Consider the following 17,515-nt stretch of genomic DNA (forward strand, 5'->3'; position numbering starts at 1 on the left):
ATTCATCTCTTGCCCCCAGACGTAAGTCCGCTCCGGAACTCGACCACGTCGCCATCCTGCATAACGTAATCCTTGCCTTCTTGGCGCAGTTTCCCGTGTTCGCGAGCGGCGGCTACCGAGCCGTATTCCACCAGGTCATCGAACGACACCACCTCGGCTTTAATGAAGCCGCGCTGGAAATCGGTGTGAATCACGCCGGCGGCCTGCGGGGCGGTATCACCCTTATGGATGGTCCAGGCGCGGGCTTCTTTAGGGCCGGCCGTCAGATAGGTTTGCAAGCCGAGAGTATCGAAGCCTACCCGGGCCAGCTGATCCAAGCCGGATTCTTCCTGCCCCGTAGCCTCGAGCATTTCCCGTGCTTCTTCTTCGCTGAGTTCCACCAGTTCGGCTTCGAATTTGGCGTCGAGGAAAATAGCTTGGGCCGGTGCCACAAAGTCACGTAGTTCTTCCTGCATGGCAGTGTCAGCGAGGCCGTCGTCGTCGGTATTAAAAACGTAGATAAAAGGCTTCGAGGTCATGAGTTGGAAAGAGCGCAGGGTATCCGCGTCAAATTCGGCGGCGTGGTTGGAGAGCACCTCCCCCGCCTCGAGAAGCGCGTAGGCCCGCTGGGCTGCATCGAGCGTTTCCTTCGGGGTTTTCTTCCCCGTTACTTCCTTGGTCAGGCGCGGGATTGCCTTCTCCAGGGTCTGCATATCAGCGAGGATAAGTTCGGTGGTGACCGTTTCGATATCATCCTTCGGATCCACGCGACCTTCCACGTGGACCACGTCCGGGTCGGCAAAAGCGCGGGTGACCAGGCAGATCGCATCCGCTTCGCGAATATTGGCGAGGAATTGGTTGCCCAGTCCCTCCCCCTTGGATGCCCCGCGTACGATTCCGGCAATATCCACAAAATCGACGGTTGCCGGCAGGATTTTCTGGGACCCGAAAATTTCGGCAAGCTTGGTCAGCCGCGCATCCGGGAGCGGTACCACACCCACATTCGGCTCAATCGTCGCGAAAGGATAGTTCGCCGCGAGCACCGTTGCACGCGTGAGCGCATTAAAAAGGGTCGATTTTCCGACGTTGGGGAGTCCTGCAATACCAATTGTTAAAGCCACGCCCTCCATTCTAGCTAAGAGAAAGGAGGGCGGGCTGCACACCGGATGCGCTTGTGGCCCGGGGCGCTACGCCTCGTGCCACCGGGGTGCCGTATTACCGGGCCGGCGTGTCCATGGACTTCGGGGCGTGCCAGATATCTTCGCCGCGCAGAATTGCGTCCGCACCGCCGTCGATATACAGAATCTGGCCCGTGATGGTCCGCGAGAGTCCGGTCACGAAGAAGACGAGCGCATCGGCAATATCGCGAGCTTCCGAAGCGCCGTGGTACGGGGCGGGCAGCGCACCGAAAGCCTGCTTGCGCCCTTCTTCGGTGGAGAGGAGTTCTTTCGTCATCGGGGTGGCGACCACGCCCGGCCCCACCGCATTGAGCCCGACGCCGCGCCCGGCGAATTCCTCACTCACGGCCGCCCGGCGCACCCACGTGGCAATAGCGCGCTTGGAGCACGCGTAATTCGCGTAGCCCTGCATCGGGCCCTGCGCGGCCAGTTCCTTGCCGTAGGCGAGGGCTTCTTCGCGCTGATCATCCAGGAGGAGCTGGACAAGCTTGGGATCGCTGGGCTGCAAACTGGCGCAGGACGCGGTAATAACCGCGCGCCCGTTTTCCGCTTTTTCCAGGTAGGGAAGGAAAGCACGCACGGTGTCACGCGCGCCAAAGAAATTCACCTTGAGATCGAGGGGCGAATTACTCTGGGTTCCCGCATTCGCGATCACCCCATCGATCTGCGGATACTTTTCCACCACCCGAGCGACCGCATCCGCGATCCCTTCCGGGCTGGACAGATCCGCCTCAAATTCCGCCCCGCGCAAATCGACACCGACGGGCGTATGCCCGCGTTCTTCCAGAATCTGCCCGCAGGCAGCGCCGATACCCGAGCCCATTCCGGTCACAACGATAGTAGACATGGTGTTCCTTTCTTCCCGGTGCCGCTCCCTCGCAGCACCGCCAGCGGTGACGTTAGCCCTATATTTATTGTGATGTGACGTGCTATGTCCCGCTACCTTGAAAGCTACCAAAGTCTTTCGCGCGGAACAAGGGGCGACGACGCCGCCAGCTCGCTTCCCTCCCATTTTTCTGTCGTAGGTGGGTGTTTGAATACCGCTATGGATATTTCGATTGTTATAGGTGCTCTGATCGCGGTGGGATGCGCGTGTTTCGCCCTGGGCTTCCTGAGCGCGCGGGTGCGCGCGGGCGGGGCGGTGTCGGCGCGGGAGCTGGCGCAGGTGCGCCAGCAACTGGATGAGGCGCAGCGCGATGCCGGGGCGGTGCGGGCGCAGCTGGCGGCCGCCCAGGCCCGCTCGGATCGTTTAGAAGAGGAAAATAACGGGCTTATCGCGCGTGCTAAAACAGATAACGATATTTTGCGTTCTCTGGCTCCTATTACGCAGCAGCTCACCGCGATGGAGCAGCGGGTCCGTGATGTTCAGGTCCTCCAGGGTGAACAGCGCACCGAAATCCGCACCCAGCTCACCGCGGCGGCCCGCACCCAGGAAGATCTCGCGCGGGCCACCCAGGCGCTGCGCGGGGCACTCAGCTCCACCTCGGCGCGGGGAATGTGGGGTGAAGTGGAATTACGCCGGGTGGTGGAGGCCGCGGGGATGTTCCCCCACGTGGATTTTTCCGAGCAGGTATCCTCGCGCGCGGGCGGCGGGCGCGGTGGCGATGCCGGGCTCGCGCGCCCGGATATGGTTATCCACCTCCCCGGCGGCGCTCAGCTTCCCCTCGATGCCAAGGTCCCCCTCACCGCCATGCTCCAGGCACAGGCCGCCCCGGCCACCACGGCGGAGGAAATCGCGCGGCGCCAAGATTTCCTCTCCCAACATGCCAAGGCGGTGCGCTCCCACGTAAATGCGTTGGCCAAACGGGATTACCCGGCACTTTTCCCGGGGTCACCTCGGCTCACCATTATGTTCCTTCCGGGCGAATCGCTCCTGGCGGAGGCGCTGCGCGCCGATCCTCCGCTCCTGGAAGATGCCTTGAACCTCGGGGTAGTTCCGGCGTCTCCGGCCTCGCTGCTGGCGTTGCTGCGCACCGTGGCAACACTGTGGGCCTCCAGCAAGATCAGTGAAGAGGCCGGGCATATTATTACGCTCGGGCAGGAAATGACGGATCGGCTCCGGGTGGTGGCCGGTCACTTGGAAAAGCTCGGGAACTCCCTCACCTCAGCGGTCAAAAACTACAATTCCGCGCTCTCCTCTTTCGATTCGCGCGTGCTGGTCACCGCGCGGCGCCTGGAAAGCTTGGATGCTGATTTTTCCACCCCGCCAGCCATTGCTGCGGAAGAAGGCCAAGTCAAACGTTTCCACGATGCTGGGCTGCGGGAGGCACTCGATGGCGAAGATGATCGTGAAACACGGATTGTCCCGTAGCAGTGCGGGGCAAAACATGGCACGATAACTGATATGGCTTCAACAACTCCGGTACCCGCAACGCTGCCGCAACGGGCTGCGCAGACAACACCGGATCACCCGTGGCCACTGCGTCTCCTCTCGGTAAAAATCCGGGAATACGTGGCGAAAATGTCGCGGTTATGGGTGGAAGGTGAAGTCATTACCCTCCAGCGCCGCCCCGGAGCGAAAGTCCAGTTCCTCACCTTGCGGGATCTGGAAGAAAACGTCTCCATGACGGTGAAAATACTCAGCCATCTACTTCCCGCCACCGTCACCTCCGGAAGCCGAGTGGTGGTGTGGGCCGTTCCCGATTTTTATACCGGTAATGGCTCACTCTCCCTGTGGGCACAAGAAATCCGCCCCGTTGGTGTGGGCGATATCCTCGCGCGTTTGGAGGCATTAAAAGCCAAACTCGCAGCCGAAGGTCTCTTCGCCCCCGAACGTAAAAAGCCCCTCCCCTTCTTACCTCGCGCGGTGGGTCTTATCGTGGGGCGTAATACCAAGGCAAAAGAAGATGTCATTATTAATGCCTCGCTACGCTGGCCCGGAGTGCGTTTTGAGGTACGCGAAGTAGCAGTCCAAGGCCGAGACGCCGTGGCCCAGATGATTCCGGCCCTGCGTGAACTAGATACTCACCCGGGTGTGGATGTCATTGTGCTGGCACGCGGGGGCGGCTCCGTGGAAGATCTCCTTCCCTTCTCCGATGAGCACCTCGTGCGTGCCATTGCGGCCACCCATACACCGGTGGTCTCCGCTATCGGGCATGAGGGAGATAATCCCATCAGTGACTACGTGGCCGATCTACGCGCTTCCACGCCCACGGATGCTGCCAAGCGCATTGTTCCGGATCGGGAAGCTGAGCTCGACGGGGTGCAAGCAGCTGTGCGCCGCTTGCGCCAGGGGATGCGCCATCGACTTGACCGGGCCACCAAAGAACTCGAAGCATTACGCGCCCGGCCCGTCCTGGCCCGCCCCCGCACTATGGTGGAGGTGCGCGAACAGGATATCCAGTCGCTGCGCTCCTGGCTGCGGGCCCATATCCGGCGAGATATGGCCTCCAGTTCCCAGGATATCGCCTCGCTTCTTTCCCAGCTGCGGGCCCTCTCACCCCAGGCAACACTGCAACGCGGGTATTCGGTTATCCTAAGCGGGGATGACAGAGTAGTCTCACAAGAAAACGATGTCCGAATCGGGGAGCACCTGCGTGCCATTTTGGCCGCCGGAACCCTCCATCTCGAAGTGAAAGGGAGCGCGCATGGCAACTAAGGGACCCACTCCTGAGGGATTCACGCCCCCGGCGCCAGCGCCGGACTCACCCCACAACTTACCTCACGCATCAGTTGCCTCCGCCCCCCGCCCGCGCGAAGATATTGAAGCGCGCGTGGCTACCCTCAGCTATGAAGAGGCCCGGGCTCGCCTTGTCGATATTGTTTCCCGCCTGGAGCAAGGCTCCATTCCCCTCGAAGAATCCCTGCGACTGTGGGAAGTAGGCGAGTCTCTAGCCCGCCACTGCCAGAGCTGGCTTGACGGCGCTGCCGCCCGGATCGATGCGGCCGAACGCGGCGAAAGCCTCGCGGATCTCCCCGACCCGGCTGGCGCGGCCCCCGCTCCAGCCCAACCCGCGATGCCTGCCCCAGCGAACCAGGCCGCGGCTCCCGCAAGCACTCCAGTGAACCCTGCTCCGCCGGCCGCAGCGCCGCAGGGTAGCTATCAGGCACCCGCCCCCGCCATCCCGGCACAGGCATCCAAGGAAGACCGGGTGGCTGCCCTACGAGAAGCGGTGCGTGAGGTACGCGCAGAAGACGTACCGGCGATTCAGCCAGCTCCTCAAGCCGCACCCGCGGCGGCATCCGCCCCCGCGGCCCCGCGCGGTGAGGCCGCTCCCACCGGTACGCCCGGTGGCGCCACCGTCACCCAGCAGACTTCCGTTGCGAACCCCGCGGCCAGCGATGATGATGATTTCGACCCGGAAGAATTCGCGGACGGAACAGGTCTTGATACCACCCCGCTCACCCGCCACCCCGAGGATTTCGCATGACAGTTCTTGTCATTGGCGATGCCATCGCCAACCAGCGCGAACAGGAAACCCCTTTTCGTGCCGGCACCATGTTTAAGGTGGCGGTCAATCTGGCCCACCTGGCGCGCGAAGTGCGGATGGTCACCGATGTCTCCGAAGCCTCCGATCCGCAAGTCGTGCGTGATTACGCCGCCGAGCACGGCGTGGAACTCCTCTTGCGCCCCACCTCGGCTCCCTCCAGCGCCGCTCTCGCCTCCGGATTGCCCACCCCGCCCCCGGCTGCTTTCACCGAAGCTCATTACGGGGAGGGGCACGGGGATCCGGAAGAAAGCTGGGATATTTTGCCAGCTCCGGAACGCGGCGCCCGCAAACTAGATTTTGATCTTTTCAGCCCCTCGGCCACTATTTTCGGTGGGGACGCCTGCCACGCCATGCCCGTAGCTCACACCGTCCGCGAGTGGCTGCGAGTGTGCCGGTCCACCTCCACCATCATCTACTCCCCGGCACTGCGCCACCCCCGGGCCCGCAACCTGGATCGGGTCCGTATCCAAGCCGAAAGTTTCTTGCAGCTTAGTGACGTCGTCGTCGCAACCTCAAAAGACATCCGGCTCCTCTACGGTATCAGCGGCCCCGAAAATGAGTTCGCCGCGGTAGCCGAACACTGGTTTAGCTTCGGGCCACGGCTCGTGGCCATTCTTCTTGAGGACGGTGCCGCACTCATGATCACCGCCTCGGGTGACCGCCTCCACGTAGCTTCGCTGCCGCGCCCCTGTGTGGACGTGGCAGGAGCTCGCAGCGCTTTTATAGCCACCACGATCGATACGCTGGACCGGGTGAGTCTGCTCGGTCGGGAAGCTAGCCCCGGGCTCGCCACCATGTCCATGTCCCACCTGTATACCGTGGGTGCTTTCGCCACCACCGCACGCAGCCTTATGACCGCGCATGCCGGCTGGGAACCGCTCACCCGCAATGAACTCAGCGAGGGCTTCTTCGAATACCAGAGTCGCGAAGGCCTGATTTAGCGGCCGCGGCGCCGGTCACGTTGCGTATAGTCACGCAGGGCACGCAAGAAATCCACGCGCCGGAAATCCGGCCAGTAGGTTTCGCAGAAATAGAGTTCGGTGTGCACGGACTGCCAGAGCATAAAACCGCTCATGCGCTGCTCCCCGCTCGTGCGAATCACCAAGTCCGGATCAGGTTGGCCACGGGTGTAAAGATGGTCAGTAATATCCGCGAGCGAAAAATCTTCGGCAACCTCCGCGAGGCTACGCCCGGCTGCTGCTTCATCGCGCAGGTAGGAGCGCACCGCGTCGGTAATTTCTTGACGCCCGCCGTAGCCCACCGCAATATTCACATGTAAACCGCTACAGGCTTCGGTGCTCGCGGCCGCGGCGCGCAGACGCTGGGCATATTCCGCACCAAGAAGATCGAGATTCCCCACCGCCACCAGGCGGAAACGGCCAGAACGCGCCAGATTTTCAACAGTTTCACAAATAATGGTCAGTAGCGGACCCACTTCTTCCGCTGCCCGGGAAAGATTATCCGTGGAGAGCAACCACAAGGTCACCACCTCAATGCCGGCGTCTTCGCACCACCCGAGGACCTCAGCGATACGCTCAGCCCCGGCCCGGTGCCCGAAGGTGGCAGATTCTCCCAGCTCCCGCGCCCAGCGGCGATTCCCGTCCAGCATAATTGCCACATGCTTGGGCATACGCTTCCCGGAAAGCTCACGCACCAAGCGGCGCTCATAGGCTGCGTAGAGCCATGCTGACATTCCCACGCTGTCTCCCTCCCTCGTTCTAGCCACTGTGGCCCGAGCCGTGCCCGGAAGCCGCGATTGAGCTGCGCCCGGCAATGCTTGCAATCGAGCCGCGCCCGTCAGAGCCGCAGCTGAGCCGCACAACTAGATGCCTAACCGTTTAACTGTAGCCCGCCCATCCTGAGGGAACAGGAAAAGATACCCGGAAAATACTCAGGCAAGCAGCGTACACTTGCGCCAGCGGCTCACAGCGATGGGCAAACCGGAACCACACGTCCCGCTGCGCCCATCGCCGCGTTTACTGATCTTCGGATATCCCGGAGGTATTCACCGACCATGTGGGGAGCACCATGACCCGTCCTTGTCACGCCACTAGCGAACGCCACCCGGATCATCTCTCTCAGCCACCGCATCGTGAAAAGAAAGACCGAGCCTCCCATACCGCACCAGGGCGGGCCCGGTCAGCACGGAATCTCCGATCCTTGCCCGCGGGCGCACTCCCGAAACCAGCCCTGCGCGGTTGGCAGCACGCCATTATTGCCCCGCTTGCCCTGGCAAATATGATCGTTCAAATAGTTTTTGCGCCCACTGCCGCACTCACCATCGGTGTCATAGTGTTCGGGTTGAGCGCCGTCGTGTTATTCGGGCACTCCGCGGTCTATCACCTGGGCTCGTGGGGACCGAAAGTACACGCTATTTTGCGGCGCCTGGATCACTCAAATATTTTCCTGCTTATCGCCGGAACCTACACCCCGCTCTCCCTTGCCCTACTGCCGGGCGGCACCGCAGCGCTGGTGCTGGCCATTGTGTGGGGCGGGGCGCTCGGCGGGATAGCGCTCTCCAATTTCTGGCCGGCCGCCCCGCGCTGGCTGTACGTTCCCCTCTATATTGCGCTCGGATGGGTGGCCATCTGGTTCCTCCCCGATATGTGGGAGGCCGGCGGCCCAGCCATCGTCTGGCTCATTATTGCCGGCGGGATCTGCTACACGGTAGGCGCACTCGCCTACGCATTCCGCTGGCCCAATCCCTGGCCGCGCACCTGGGGATTCCACGAATTCTTCCACTCCGGTACAGTGGCGGGCTACGCCTGCCACGCGGTGGCGGTGTGGCTTACCCTCTTCGCTGTCGCCTAGTGAGCCCAGCCGGCGCGGCGCACCCGGCACCCTGCGCACCACCGGCCAGCACGCTCACTGCGAGCAAGCCAGCTGCCAGCAAGCTCGCTGCCAGCTCACCGCGGCCCGCAGGGCCGCGCGTCGTCGTACCCCTCCTCTAGAATGGTGCCCAGCATCACACAGAATTTCTCAGGCACAGGAGTGAAGAGAAGATGAGCAAAAAGAAGAACGCGGAGGCGCGAGAGCAGGACGTCAGCTGGAGCACGGCGCCCGGAATTGCGCTGCGGGTCCGGGATGGTTTTCAGATTGCCTCCGTTGATACCGGATCCACGCCGGGCTGGCACGGCGCGAAAAAGGCCGGGAAAGCTGCCATGAAGGAGCGTGGCAGGCTCCTTGCGGAGCTGCAAGAACGGCTCTACGCTGAGGCGCGCCAGGGCGGCGAACGGCGGGTGTTGCTCGTCGTGCAGGGGATGGATACGGCGGGGAAGGGCGGTATTTGCCGGCACGTGCTCGGGATGGTTGACCCGCAGGGCGTGCATCTGCGTTCTTTCGGGGTACCCACCGCGGAGGAACTCTCCCACGATTTCCTGTGGCGGATTCGGCGCGCGTTACCGCCGGCCGGGATGATCGGCGTTTTTGACCGCTCGCATTACGAGGACGTGCTGGTCGGGAAGGTTGATGAGCTGGCCACTCCCGCGGAGATCGAGGAGCGGTACAAAAAGATTAATGAGTTCGAGCGGGAACTCGTGGATGCGGGATATACGCTCGTCAAGGTGGCTCTGCTTATCGGTTATGAGGAACAGGGGTTCCGGCTGCTGCGCCGGTTGGCGCGCCGCGATAAACACTGGAAGTATTCGCCTTCTGATGTGGCGGCGCGCGCCCAGTGGCCCGCCTATATGGATGCCTACCAGGCGATGTTTGAGCGCACCTCCACGGAGTATGCCCCGTGGTATGCGGTGCCGGCAGATCGTCAGTGGTTCGCGCGGCTCGCGGTGACCGAGCTCCTCGCCCAGGCGCTGGCCCACCTGGCCCCGCGCTGGCCGGAAGTACGCTGGGATCCGCGCACCCAGGCCGCGCAGGTGCTCGCCACCATGCCTCGCCACACCGCGCAGCTCTCCGTGGAAGAACTACGCGCGCAGGCCGAGGAGGTCGCCGCAGAATCGGAGGATTACCGCAACGGCGTGGAAAAGCTCATCACTCAAGATGCCCGCAAGGACGCCGGGGAACGGGTAGGAAACGCGCAGTAGCTAGCGGGAACGGGCAGTCACTAGCGGTAGCGCGCAGTAACTAGCGGTAACGCGCCGCCGCCTGCTCTTCGCTCTCCAGCCCGGGCACCCGCGCGAAGAGGTCCGTTTCACCCTCGGCGGGCGCCGGGCCCACGGTGGAGGCTGCTAGGTAGAAGTCCTCGTGCGGCCACACCTGCGCCTCCAGTTCCCGCGGCGCAGCGAAGAAAAGCCCGTTCGGGTCGATTTGGGAGGCGTGCGCACGCATGGCCGCGTCACGCAGTGGGAAATATGCGACGACGTCGACCCGCGTGGTTGCGGCATGCCGCGGGCGCGGGAATTGCGCGGCCTCTGTGAGCCATTCCGTGAATGGGCTGGCCTGGCCGGCGGCGAGAATCGCTTCGTGCAAAGTGCGCAGCCGGGTGAAGGAAAGATTGGCGTCGTAATACAATTTGGAGACCTGCCAGGGCTTACCCAGTTCCGGCCAGCACGGCTCGCCCGCCAGCCGCACTGCCGCGAGGGTCGCGGTATGGGTGCGCAGGTGATCGGGATGCGGGTAGCCGCCGTTTTCGTCATAGGTGGTCACCACCTGGGGCCGAAATTCGCGGATCTGGGCCACGAGCGCGCGGTGGACATCCGCATCCGTGGCTCGGGCAAAACTATCGGCGGGCAGCTCCACATCCGGGTAGCCCTCGGGGAGTCCGGAATCCACAAAGCCGAGGAAAACGTGCTCAATGCCGAGGATTCGAGCGGCTGCTGCCATTTCTTCCCGGCGTAGCTGCGCCATAGTGCGCCCGGCCAGAGCGGCGTCGTCGAATAAAGGATTGAGGATATCCCCGCGTTCGCCACCCGTGCAGGTGACTACCCGCACCCGGCCGAGGCGGGCGTATGATGCCAGGGTTGCTGCGCCTTTCGATGATTCGTCATCCGGGTGGGCGTGGACGCAGAGGAGGCGGCGTTCGTCCATTATCCTTCTCCTTCCGCAGCTGGCGCGTGGGCTCATCGCGCGGGTTTTCTGCTAGTGATACGGGACTGCGGGCGCGCACTCACGGGCGCGGCTGCCAGCAGGCCGATTCACCGCGCTACTCTACCAAGACGACTCGGGCGCTGCCCCGCGGTGGTAAGCACGTGGAATACGGGCCGGGAATGTTGCAACCGCCGGAAGGCTGGTATGCTTAGCCGGAGAAACATGCCTGTCAGGGCATGAATTTTTTTATCCGAGTGGGGCGTCCCACCCGCGCCCAGCGCTCGGGCCCCCGCAACCGCATCGCCGCACGAGGGCGTGCCGAGCTGCGCCGCGCGAGCGCGGACTCATAACCGAATGACCAACCGGGTAGGTGCGTGCCGCACCCGCCCGCCGTGACGAGAAAGAGGAAGAGATGTCTGAAAACACCAAGGGGGCTTGGCTCTCCCCCGAAACGTACGAGCACCTCAAGGCCGAACTCAATGACATGATTACCGTCCAGCGCGCGGAAATCGCCAAGAAGATCGAAGCGGCGCGCTCCGAAGGTGACCTGCGGGAGAACGGCGGCTATCAGGCGGCTCGCGAAGAGCAGTCGAAGCTGGAGGGGCGGATCGTGGAGCTGACCGCGTTGCTGGAAAACGCTCACGTATCCGAACCGCCCTCGGGCGATGAGGTTGCCTCCGGCACGGTTGTGACGGCCACGATTGGCGGCATGGAAGAAACCTTCCTCCTCGGTTCGCGCGAGGCCGCCGACATCGTGGGAATGGAAGTGTATCCGGAAAGCGCGCCGCTCGGGCAGGCGATCCTGGGGCTGAAGAAGGGGGAGAAAACCACCTTCAAGAACCGCCTGGGCCGGCCCGTCAAGGTGGAAATCCTCGATATCAAGCCTTACGAAGGCTAGAAAGCCAGGGTGCCACGCGAAGGCACAAGCGAAAACGGACAGCAAAGCGAAAGTCTAGGTACGAGGTAAGGAGCTGATCGTGAATCTTTCTGCTACCACCGCACTGCCCGGCCGGGGCGATCCGATTAATCCGAATCCGGCGCCGCACGCGGTCCTGGGGACTCCCCTCCTGGCTGAACCCGGGCCGGGTGAGGAGCTCATTTACCTTGCCTCCGGGTGTTTTTGGGGTGCGGAAAAGCTGGCCTGGGAGGCTGGTGCGCTGAGCACCGCGGTCGGCTATATGGGTGGTACCACGCCCAATCCCACCTACGCTGAGGTGTGCACGGGTCGCACCGGGCACGCGGAAACGGTGCGGGTAGTTTTCGATCCGCGCGAGCTCCCGCTGGAAAAGTTGCTTCAGCTTTTCTTCGAGTCTCACGATCCCACCTCGCTTAACCGGCAGGGAAACGATGTGGGCACCCAGTATCGCAGCGCTATTTTTACGACGACGGACACCCAGGAGCGCACCGCTCGGGCCATGATTGCTGGTTATGAGGATGTTCTCCGGGCGGCCGGGCGGGGAGTTATTGTGACGGAAGTGGTGCCGGCGCTGGCCGCCGGGCCTTTCTACCTGGCCGAAGAGGAGCACCAGGGGTACCTCCATAAGGTACCGCACGGCTACCAATGCCATTCGCGCACCGGAATCGCCTGCCCGCTGCCGGGTGCTGGCCTGCTGCCGGGTGCTGGCCCGCTCGGCTAGTACCTCGCCGGGCCATCCCGGGGAAGAATAACGCGGGAATCATGCACACAAAGGCCGGGACGGAAAAACATCCGTCCCGGCCTTTGCTGTAGCTATCAGCCTTAGTGCCGCGGTACTGCTAGTTCTGAAATTCTGGCTCTAGTTCCGCGATTACGGCTAGTTCGCGATTCCCCTAGTTCCGCGAGGAGGCGGCCAGGTAGGCCACAACGCGCAGCACTTCGAGGTAGATCCACAGCACCGTCATGACGATGCCGAAGGCTGCTGTCCACGCAAATTCCTTCGGGGCGTGGCGTTCCACCGCGAGCTTGGCGGTTTCCAGATCGGAGATGAGCACGTAGCCGGCCACCGCGATCATAACCAGCCCGAGGATGATCCCCAGGTGGAAGCCACCCACCGTAATATTGCGCAGCGAATTGGTCACGCCGGTCAGCATAAGAATGAGATTGACGAAACCGAAGATAATGTAGGCGATCATAATGGTAAGGACCACACGCCGGCCTTTGGCCGTGGTGCGGACCTTTCCGGACATGTGGAGGAACACCGCTACACCCACCACAATCGCGGTACCCAGAATCGCCTGGAAAGCCACCCCCGGATAGAGAGTGTCAAAAGCATTGGTGATCGCACCGAGGGCCACGCCCTGGAAAAGGGAGTAGGCAATGGAGATACCCGGGCCGACCATCGGGCGCCAGGCGCCGAACATACCTACCGCGAAAGCGATGAGGGAGGCCGGGATCGCGAGCATCATCGCGTAATCCAGCGGCACGAAGAGCATGGTGGCCGCGCCGGCAACAATGGAGACCGCCAGCAGAATCGCGGTTTTCACCATGGCGTCGTCATAGGTCATGGTGGCGGTGGCCGGAGCCCCGAAAGCACCGGGCTGGCCGTAGCCGCCCGCGTACTGGCCATAGCCCTGCTGCTGATAAGCCTGACCGTAGTCCGGATGCGCAAAGTTCTGCTGGTTATACCAATCGGGCTGCTCCGTACCGTAGCCACCCGGCTGTTCATAAACACCCGGACCGGCCTGGTAACCCTGACGCGGTTCCGTTGCAATATTGCCACCGCGGAACTGCTGGTTCGGTGTGGCAGCACCCTTGCGGAAATACGGGTTGTTACTCATCACGGGATTCGACAAAATACCCTCCTGTATTGTGGTGGACCGCCGGATAAGCGGCCCGCCTACTATCAGACGCGACCATCGTCCGGTTAGCATCCAGGTTACGTAGAAACTTGGTTATAACTCGTCCAATATCGTCTCCAGGGTTATTCTCAAGCCCGTGCCTGAATTTTTCCTGAAAGACTTCTCGGTTTTCCTCAATCAGCCTAAGAACACTGTTTCCGGGAATAAATCCGCAAACTATGCCAGCATCCGGCGGTACCCCCGGACGGACTCGAACCGACACTGAACCGATTTTAAGTCGGGTGCCTCTGCCAATTGGGCTACGGGGGCTGAACATGCGAGCACATTGGCGCGTATGAACATCCCTAGAATACTACCTTGTTGCGCCACCCTGTAGAGTAGGAGGGATCCTAAGCGCGTCGCTTCACCGGCTTTTACCTGCGTAGAGGGCCGCCGGCCGGTAGCTGCGCCGTCGTACCACCAAAACCTAGGCACATAGAATCGAGAGGGAATGACACAGCGCGAGCACCGCGACACCACTCACGAATCCGCCACCGAACCCGAATCCGCCACCACCGCGGAAAGCGCCGTGACCCCAGAAACCGCCTCGGGAGCCGAGCAGCGCAAACGTCGCTCGGGCCTGCGCCGGGTGGGGAAACTCGCGGCGCCGGTCACGCGCTACAGCCAGGCGCTGCGCAATGAATCTTTTGCCGGGCTGGTGTTGGTTATTTCGGCGGTCGTGGCGCTTATCTGGGCCAATTCCCCGGGCCGCGATACCTATTTCGCGCTGGCTGCCACAAAAATCGGGCCGGAGAGCCTAGGGCTCCACCTGGACCTGGCGCATTGGGCCGCGGATTTCGTGCTCGCGCTTTTCTTCTTCGTGGTGGGCATGGAACTCAAGCAGGAATTCACCATCGGTTCCCTCAACGACCCGCGTAAAGCGGCCCTCCCCGTGCTGGCAGCGGTGACCGGCATGCTCGGACCCATCGGGGTCTATTGCGCCACGCAGGCTATTTCGGGCGCCCGTATTTATGACGGCTGGGCCATTCCGGTTGCCACCGATATCGCTTTCGCGCTCGGGGTGCTGGCGCTGGTGGGTAAGGGGCTGCCGAAAGCCGCCGGCATTTTCCTCATGACCCTCGCGGTGGCCGACGACCTGGGCGGCATTATCGTTATCGCGATTTTCTTCTCGGAGGGTGTCAATTTCCTCTTCCTCGGCGGCGGCCTGCTGGTCGCGGCCGTATTCGGGCTACTGTGCTGGAAAGGGTGGAACCGCTGGTGGCTGCTATGGCCGCTGGCACTGGTGTGCTGGTACTGCTTCTTCCGCGCCGGCGTCCACGCCACAATTTCCGCGGTGGTCCTCGGTTTCATGATCCCCACCTCCACCACCGACGCGGACGACACCCCGCTCACGGAACGCTATAGCGAACGGCTTATTTTCTGGTCGGCGGGCATCGCGCTGCCGATTTTCGCTTTCTTCGCCGCGGGCGTGAATATCACCGATGCCGGCGGAATCACCGCGCTGCTCGCGGACCCGGTTGCCATCGGCATCTACCTGGGCCTCCCGCTGGGCAAATGCATCGGAATCTTCTGCGGCACCTGGCTCTTCGTGAAAGTATTTCGTCTCAAATTGGGCGAAGGTCTGCACCTGGGCGATATTTTCCCCATGTCGATCCTGGCCGGTATCGGCTTCACGGTGTCGCTACTTATCGCGCAGCTCTCCTTCGCGCCCACCGACCCGCACGAAGCCCACGCGCGCGTGGGCGTGCTACTCGGCACACTGCTCTCGGTGATTCTCGGGGCGCTCGCTACCCGGGTGCGGGTGCGGCACCATCGCGCCTCCGGTACGTTGCACGACGACGGCGCTAGCGGCAGCGCGGACTCTGCCGCCTAAGCGGCGGGCCGGGCGGGTGGCTGGGGTTCCCGGGCGGCCCATAGCGCCAAGCCGTCGAGGATGTCATGTTCCGAGGTGGTGATGGTGGCAAGCGGGCGGCCCGCGGCGCTCCGGCGCTCGGCAATGCGGCGTACCACTTCTTGCCATACCAGCGCTCCGGCACCGATCACGGGGGCTCGCCCCGGGTGCATAAAGCCGAGCGCGGCGCGTTCTTCTAGGGGCGCGTGGATAAACCAGTCGGTCACGGTGTCAATATCAGCCAGCGGCATTGCGGTGCCGTGCACTGCCTGCGAATCATAGGTATCGAGCCCCAGCCAGGTGGCGGTTACCGACGTAACGGTACCGGCTACTCCAACCACCTGTTCGGCCTGCCCGAAGGACACGTGCTTTTCTGCTTCGTCCAGGGCCGCGCGAATGTCGGCGCGGGCGCTCTCCAGTTCGGCCGGGGTAGGCGGATCGTGGCGCAGGTGGCGTTCGCGCATCCGCACCGAACCGATATCCATAGAGTAGCTGGCCAGCACGCTGCCGTCCGCGCGGCCGAGCACGAGTTCGGTGGAGCCGCCGCCCAGGTCAATAAGGAGCACCGGAGAGGCGGGCGAGCTCAGCGCAGAAATCGCGCCGGAGAACGAAGTTTGGGCTTCTTGGGTGCCGGTGAGCACCTGGGGGCGCACCCCGAGTCGGGCCATCACCCCGTCGAGGAAGTCCGCCCGGTTGGACGCATCGCGAGTGGCGGAAGTAGCGGCAAAGCGAATGGATGTTACCCCTGCTTGCTGGCACATCCGCGCGTAAATTTCTACCTGCTTGAGGGTGCGCTCGAGCGCTTCGGGAGCGAAGTGCCCGGTGGCATCCACGCCCTGGCCCAGGTAAACAATTTCCATGTGGCGAGTGATATCGCTCAGGGAACTACCGTCTACGCCTGGAACATCGGCAATGAGGAGACGGATGGAATTGGTGCCGCAGTCAATACCGGCGACCCGCCGGGAGGGCAGGACAGGCGCAGCGGGAGCGGTGGGCGTGGAGGTATCTGAGACCAACATGGTTGGCGTATAAGTCCTTTCTCGTGCGCTGGTGTTAGTGCGCTGCTGCGCTGGTTTCATCATCGCGGGAGGTGGGGGTCTCATCGCGGGAGGCGGGGGACTCATCGCGGGAGGCGGGGGACTCTTCGCAGTGGCAGGTGGCGCCATCCCAGCCGACCAGGTCAAGAGCACGGTCCCCCAGTGGGCAAACTCCACGCCCGACGCTGAGTGCATAGCCCGCCAGCGCGTGCAGGCATTTGACCCGCTCGGGCATTCCCCCTGCGGATACCCCGGCAATTTCCGGAACATCACCCAGCAGGGAGCGGCGCGCAATATAGGATTCGTGGGCGGCCCGGTGGGCCGCTTGCAATGCGGCGTCGTCGGATAAAGCGGAGGTCATGGTGGCCATCTCCCCGCGCGCTTCCAGGCGAGAAATCTCTTTGACCAGGTAGGGCAGGCACAGGTAGAAGAGGGTCGGGAATGGTTCGCCGTGACCGAGGCGCGGGAGGGTGATAGTGACCGCGGGGCGGCCGCAGGCGCAGCGCGCCCCGATGCCGACGAGGCCGCGCGGGACGCGCCCGAGCTGGGCAGCTACTTCGGCGCGGTCAGTGGGGCGCAGCGGGGTGGCGTTCACGGCGATGCGGCTGAGGAGCTCCGGGGTGACATCGCGCTCGGTGAGGACATCGGTCATACTTATTCTCCTTCGGGTGCGGGCGCGGTATCGGGGGCCGGATCAGTATCGGCTGCGGGCACGGTACCGGGGGCCGGCGCGGTATCGGGTGCGGGCGCGATACCGGGGGCCGGCGTGGCCGCATCTTCCGGCGCCTCGCCTTCCGGTTGCGGCGTTGGCGGGGTATACATCGGGGCCTCGTCCGGGTTATCGAGCTGGCCGTCCACCGAGTTACCCGCAATGGTGATGGAATCCCAGCCGGTGACATACCACGGGGTATTCGCGCGGCGTTCGCGGTTAACGGTAGCCACCCGTTCTTCCAGTTGTTCCTGGGCGGTGCCCTCGTTCGGGTCCGCGCCCACGAAAAGCCGCTGGCCGGGAACAACGTAGCCGAGCCGCACCCGGGCTTGGGCCCGCACGTAATCCGGGTCGTTCCACAGGGCTTTTTCCACTTCGAGTTCCCGGGTGTGCTGCTGCACGCTTTCCAGCTCCGCACGCACCGCCCGCAATTCATGCTGCTGGGCAGAGAAACGCGAAACCGTCGGGGTCACAATAATAATGGCGAGGATCGCGAAAAGCGCAATAGCCACAGCTCGCAAACTCACGGTGTG

The 17,515-nt window shown here is 63.1% G+C and carries 17 protein-coding genes and 1 tRNA gene; 9 read left to right on the forward strand and 9 right to left on the reverse strand.

Annotated elements, in window-relative coordinates; all coding sequences use genetic code 11:
• Window positions 1–2: 2 nt before the first annotated feature.
• Complete coding sequence (gene ychF / locus HMPREF9237_RS07800) at window positions 3–1,100, reverse strand: redox-regulated ATPase YchF (RefSeq protein WP_039898932.1); 1,098 nt, start codon at window positions 1,098–1,100, stop codon at window positions 3–5.
• A gap of 94 nt (window positions 1,101–1,194) precedes the next feature.
• Complete coding sequence (locus tag HMPREF9237_RS07805) at window positions 1,195–2,004, reverse strand: SDR family oxidoreductase (RefSeq protein WP_016443203.1); 810 nt, start codon at window positions 2,002–2,004, stop codon at window positions 1,195–1,197.
• A 198-nt stretch (window positions 2,005–2,202) separates the two neighbouring features.
• Here HMPREF9237_RS07805 and HMPREF9237_RS07810 point away from each other — a divergent pair, with 198 nt between their 5' ends.
• Genes HMPREF9237_RS07810 through HMPREF9237_RS07825 form a run of 4 tightly spaced genes read left to right on the forward strand, consistent with a single transcriptional unit; the run spans window position 2,203 to window position 6,528 of the window.
• Window positions 2,203–3,468: a DNA recombination protein RmuC gene (locus HMPREF9237_RS07810; protein ID WP_155875981.1), complete on the forward strand. Its 1,266-nt coding sequence runs from the start codon at window positions 2,203–2,205 to the stop codon at window positions 3,466–3,468.
• Window positions 3,469–3,501: 33 nt separating this feature from the next.
• Window positions 3,502–4,755 carry an exodeoxyribonuclease VII large subunit gene (gene xseA, locus HMPREF9237_RS07815; RefSeq protein WP_016443205.1) on the forward strand — a complete coding sequence of 418 codons (1,254 nt, stop codon included), beginning with the start codon at window positions 3,502–3,504 and terminating at the stop codon, window positions 4,753–4,755.
• Entirely contained in the window at window positions 4,745–5,527 is a 783-nt protein-coding gene (locus HMPREF9237_RS09860; protein WP_016443206.1) for an exodeoxyribonuclease VII small subunit, read from the forward strand. Before xseA ends, HMPREF9237_RS09860 begins: the two co-directional genes overlap by 11 nt.
• Entirely contained in the window at window positions 5,524–6,528 is a 1,005-nt protein-coding gene (locus HMPREF9237_RS07825) for a hypothetical protein (RefSeq protein WP_016443207.1), read from the forward strand. Before HMPREF9237_RS09860 ends, HMPREF9237_RS07825 begins: the two co-directional genes overlap by 4 nt.
• Here HMPREF9237_RS07825 and HMPREF9237_RS07830 read toward each other — a convergent pair.
• The gene (locus HMPREF9237_RS07830) at window positions 6,525–7,280 is read right to left on the reverse strand and encodes an isoprenyl transferase (protein WP_039898935.1); all 756 of its coding nucleotides are present in this window, start codon (window positions 7,278–7,280) and stop codon (window positions 6,525–6,527) included. The genes HMPREF9237_RS07825 and HMPREF9237_RS07830 overlap by 4 nt on opposite strands.
• A 335-nt stretch (window positions 7,281–7,615) precedes the next feature.
• Here HMPREF9237_RS07830 and trhA point away from each other — a divergent pair, with 335 nt between their 5' ends.
• Window positions 7,616–8,398 (forward strand): PAQR family membrane homeostasis protein TrhA, encoded by a 783-nt coding sequence (gene trhA / locus HMPREF9237_RS07835; protein WP_016443209.1) that lies wholly within the window; start codon window positions 7,616–7,618, stop codon window positions 8,396–8,398.
• 191 nt (window positions 8,399–8,589) lie between these two features.
• Entirely contained in the window at window positions 8,590–9,624 is a 1,035-nt protein-coding gene (locus tag HMPREF9237_RS07840) for a PPK2 family polyphosphate kinase (protein WP_016443210.1), read from the forward strand.
• A gap of 40 nt (window positions 9,625–9,664) precedes the next feature.
• Here the strand turns inward: HMPREF9237_RS07840 and mca are convergent, their stop codons facing one another.
• Entirely contained in the window at window positions 9,665–10,567 is a 903-nt protein-coding gene (gene mca, locus HMPREF9237_RS07845; protein WP_016443211.1) for a mycothiol conjugate amidase Mca, read from the reverse strand.
• Window positions 10,568–10,979: 412 nt separating this feature from the next.
• Between mca and HMPREF9237_RS07850 the strand changes: the two genes are divergently transcribed.
• Both HMPREF9237_RS07850 and msrA read left to right on the forward strand, forming a co-directional pair.
• Window positions 10,980–11,465, forward strand: coding sequence for a GreA/GreB family elongation factor (locus tag HMPREF9237_RS07850; RefSeq protein ID WP_016443212.1), 486 nt, complete (start codon window positions 10,980–10,982; stop codon window positions 11,463–11,465).
• A 79-nt stretch (window positions 11,466–11,544) separates the two neighbouring features.
• A complete protein-coding gene (msrA, locus tag HMPREF9237_RS07855) occupies window positions 11,545–12,204 on the forward strand; it encodes a peptide-methionine (S)-S-oxide reductase MsrA (RefSeq protein WP_016443213.1) in 660 nt (219 codons plus the stop codon).
• A gap of 172 nt (window positions 12,205–12,376) precedes the next feature.
• Here the strand turns inward: msrA and HMPREF9237_RS07860 are convergent, their stop codons facing one another.
• Complete coding sequence (locus HMPREF9237_RS07860) at window positions 12,377–13,324, reverse strand: Bax inhibitor-1/YccA family membrane protein (protein WP_231366723.1); 948 nt, start codon at window positions 13,322–13,324, stop codon at window positions 12,377–12,379.
• Between the two features lie 256 nt (window positions 13,325–13,580).
• Window positions 13,581–13,654, reverse strand: a tRNA-Leu gene (locus HMPREF9237_RS07865).
• A gap of 181 nt (window positions 13,655–13,835) precedes the next feature.
• On the opposite strand from HMPREF9237_RS07865, the gene nhaA reads away from it, so the two are divergent.
• Window positions 13,836–15,218 (forward strand): Na+/H+ antiporter NhaA, encoded by a 1,383-nt coding sequence (nhaA, locus tag HMPREF9237_RS07870; protein ID WP_016443215.1) that lies wholly within the window; start codon window positions 13,836–13,838, stop codon window positions 15,216–15,218.
• Here nhaA and HMPREF9237_RS07875 read toward each other — a convergent pair.
• From HMPREF9237_RS07875 to HMPREF9237_RS09765, 3 genes are read right to left on the reverse strand one after another with little or no spacing between them, the layout of a single operon-like run.
• Window positions 15,215–16,255, reverse strand: coding sequence for a Ppx/GppA phosphatase family protein (locus HMPREF9237_RS07875; protein WP_016443216.1), 1,041 nt, complete (start codon window positions 16,253–16,255; stop codon window positions 15,215–15,217). The two genes, nhaA and HMPREF9237_RS07875, sit on opposite strands and share 4 nt — an antisense overlap.
• A 34-nt stretch (window positions 16,256–16,289) precedes the next feature.
• Entirely contained in the window at window positions 16,290–16,925 is a 636-nt protein-coding gene (locus HMPREF9237_RS07880; RefSeq protein ID WP_016443217.1) for a DUF501 domain-containing protein, read from the reverse strand.
• Window positions 16,926–16,927: 2 nt separating this feature from the next.
• Window positions 16,928–17,494: an FtsB family cell division protein gene (locus tag HMPREF9237_RS09765; protein WP_016443218.1), complete on the reverse strand. Its 567-nt coding sequence runs from the start codon at window positions 17,492–17,494 to the stop codon at window positions 16,928–16,930.
• Window positions 17,495–17,515: the final 21 nt, after the last annotated feature.

Source organism: Actinotignum schaalii FB123-CNA-2 (assembly GCF_000411135.1).
GTDB classification, from domain to species: domain Bacteria; phylum Actinomycetota; class Actinomycetes; order Actinomycetales; family Actinomycetaceae; genus Actinotignum; species Actinotignum schaalii_A.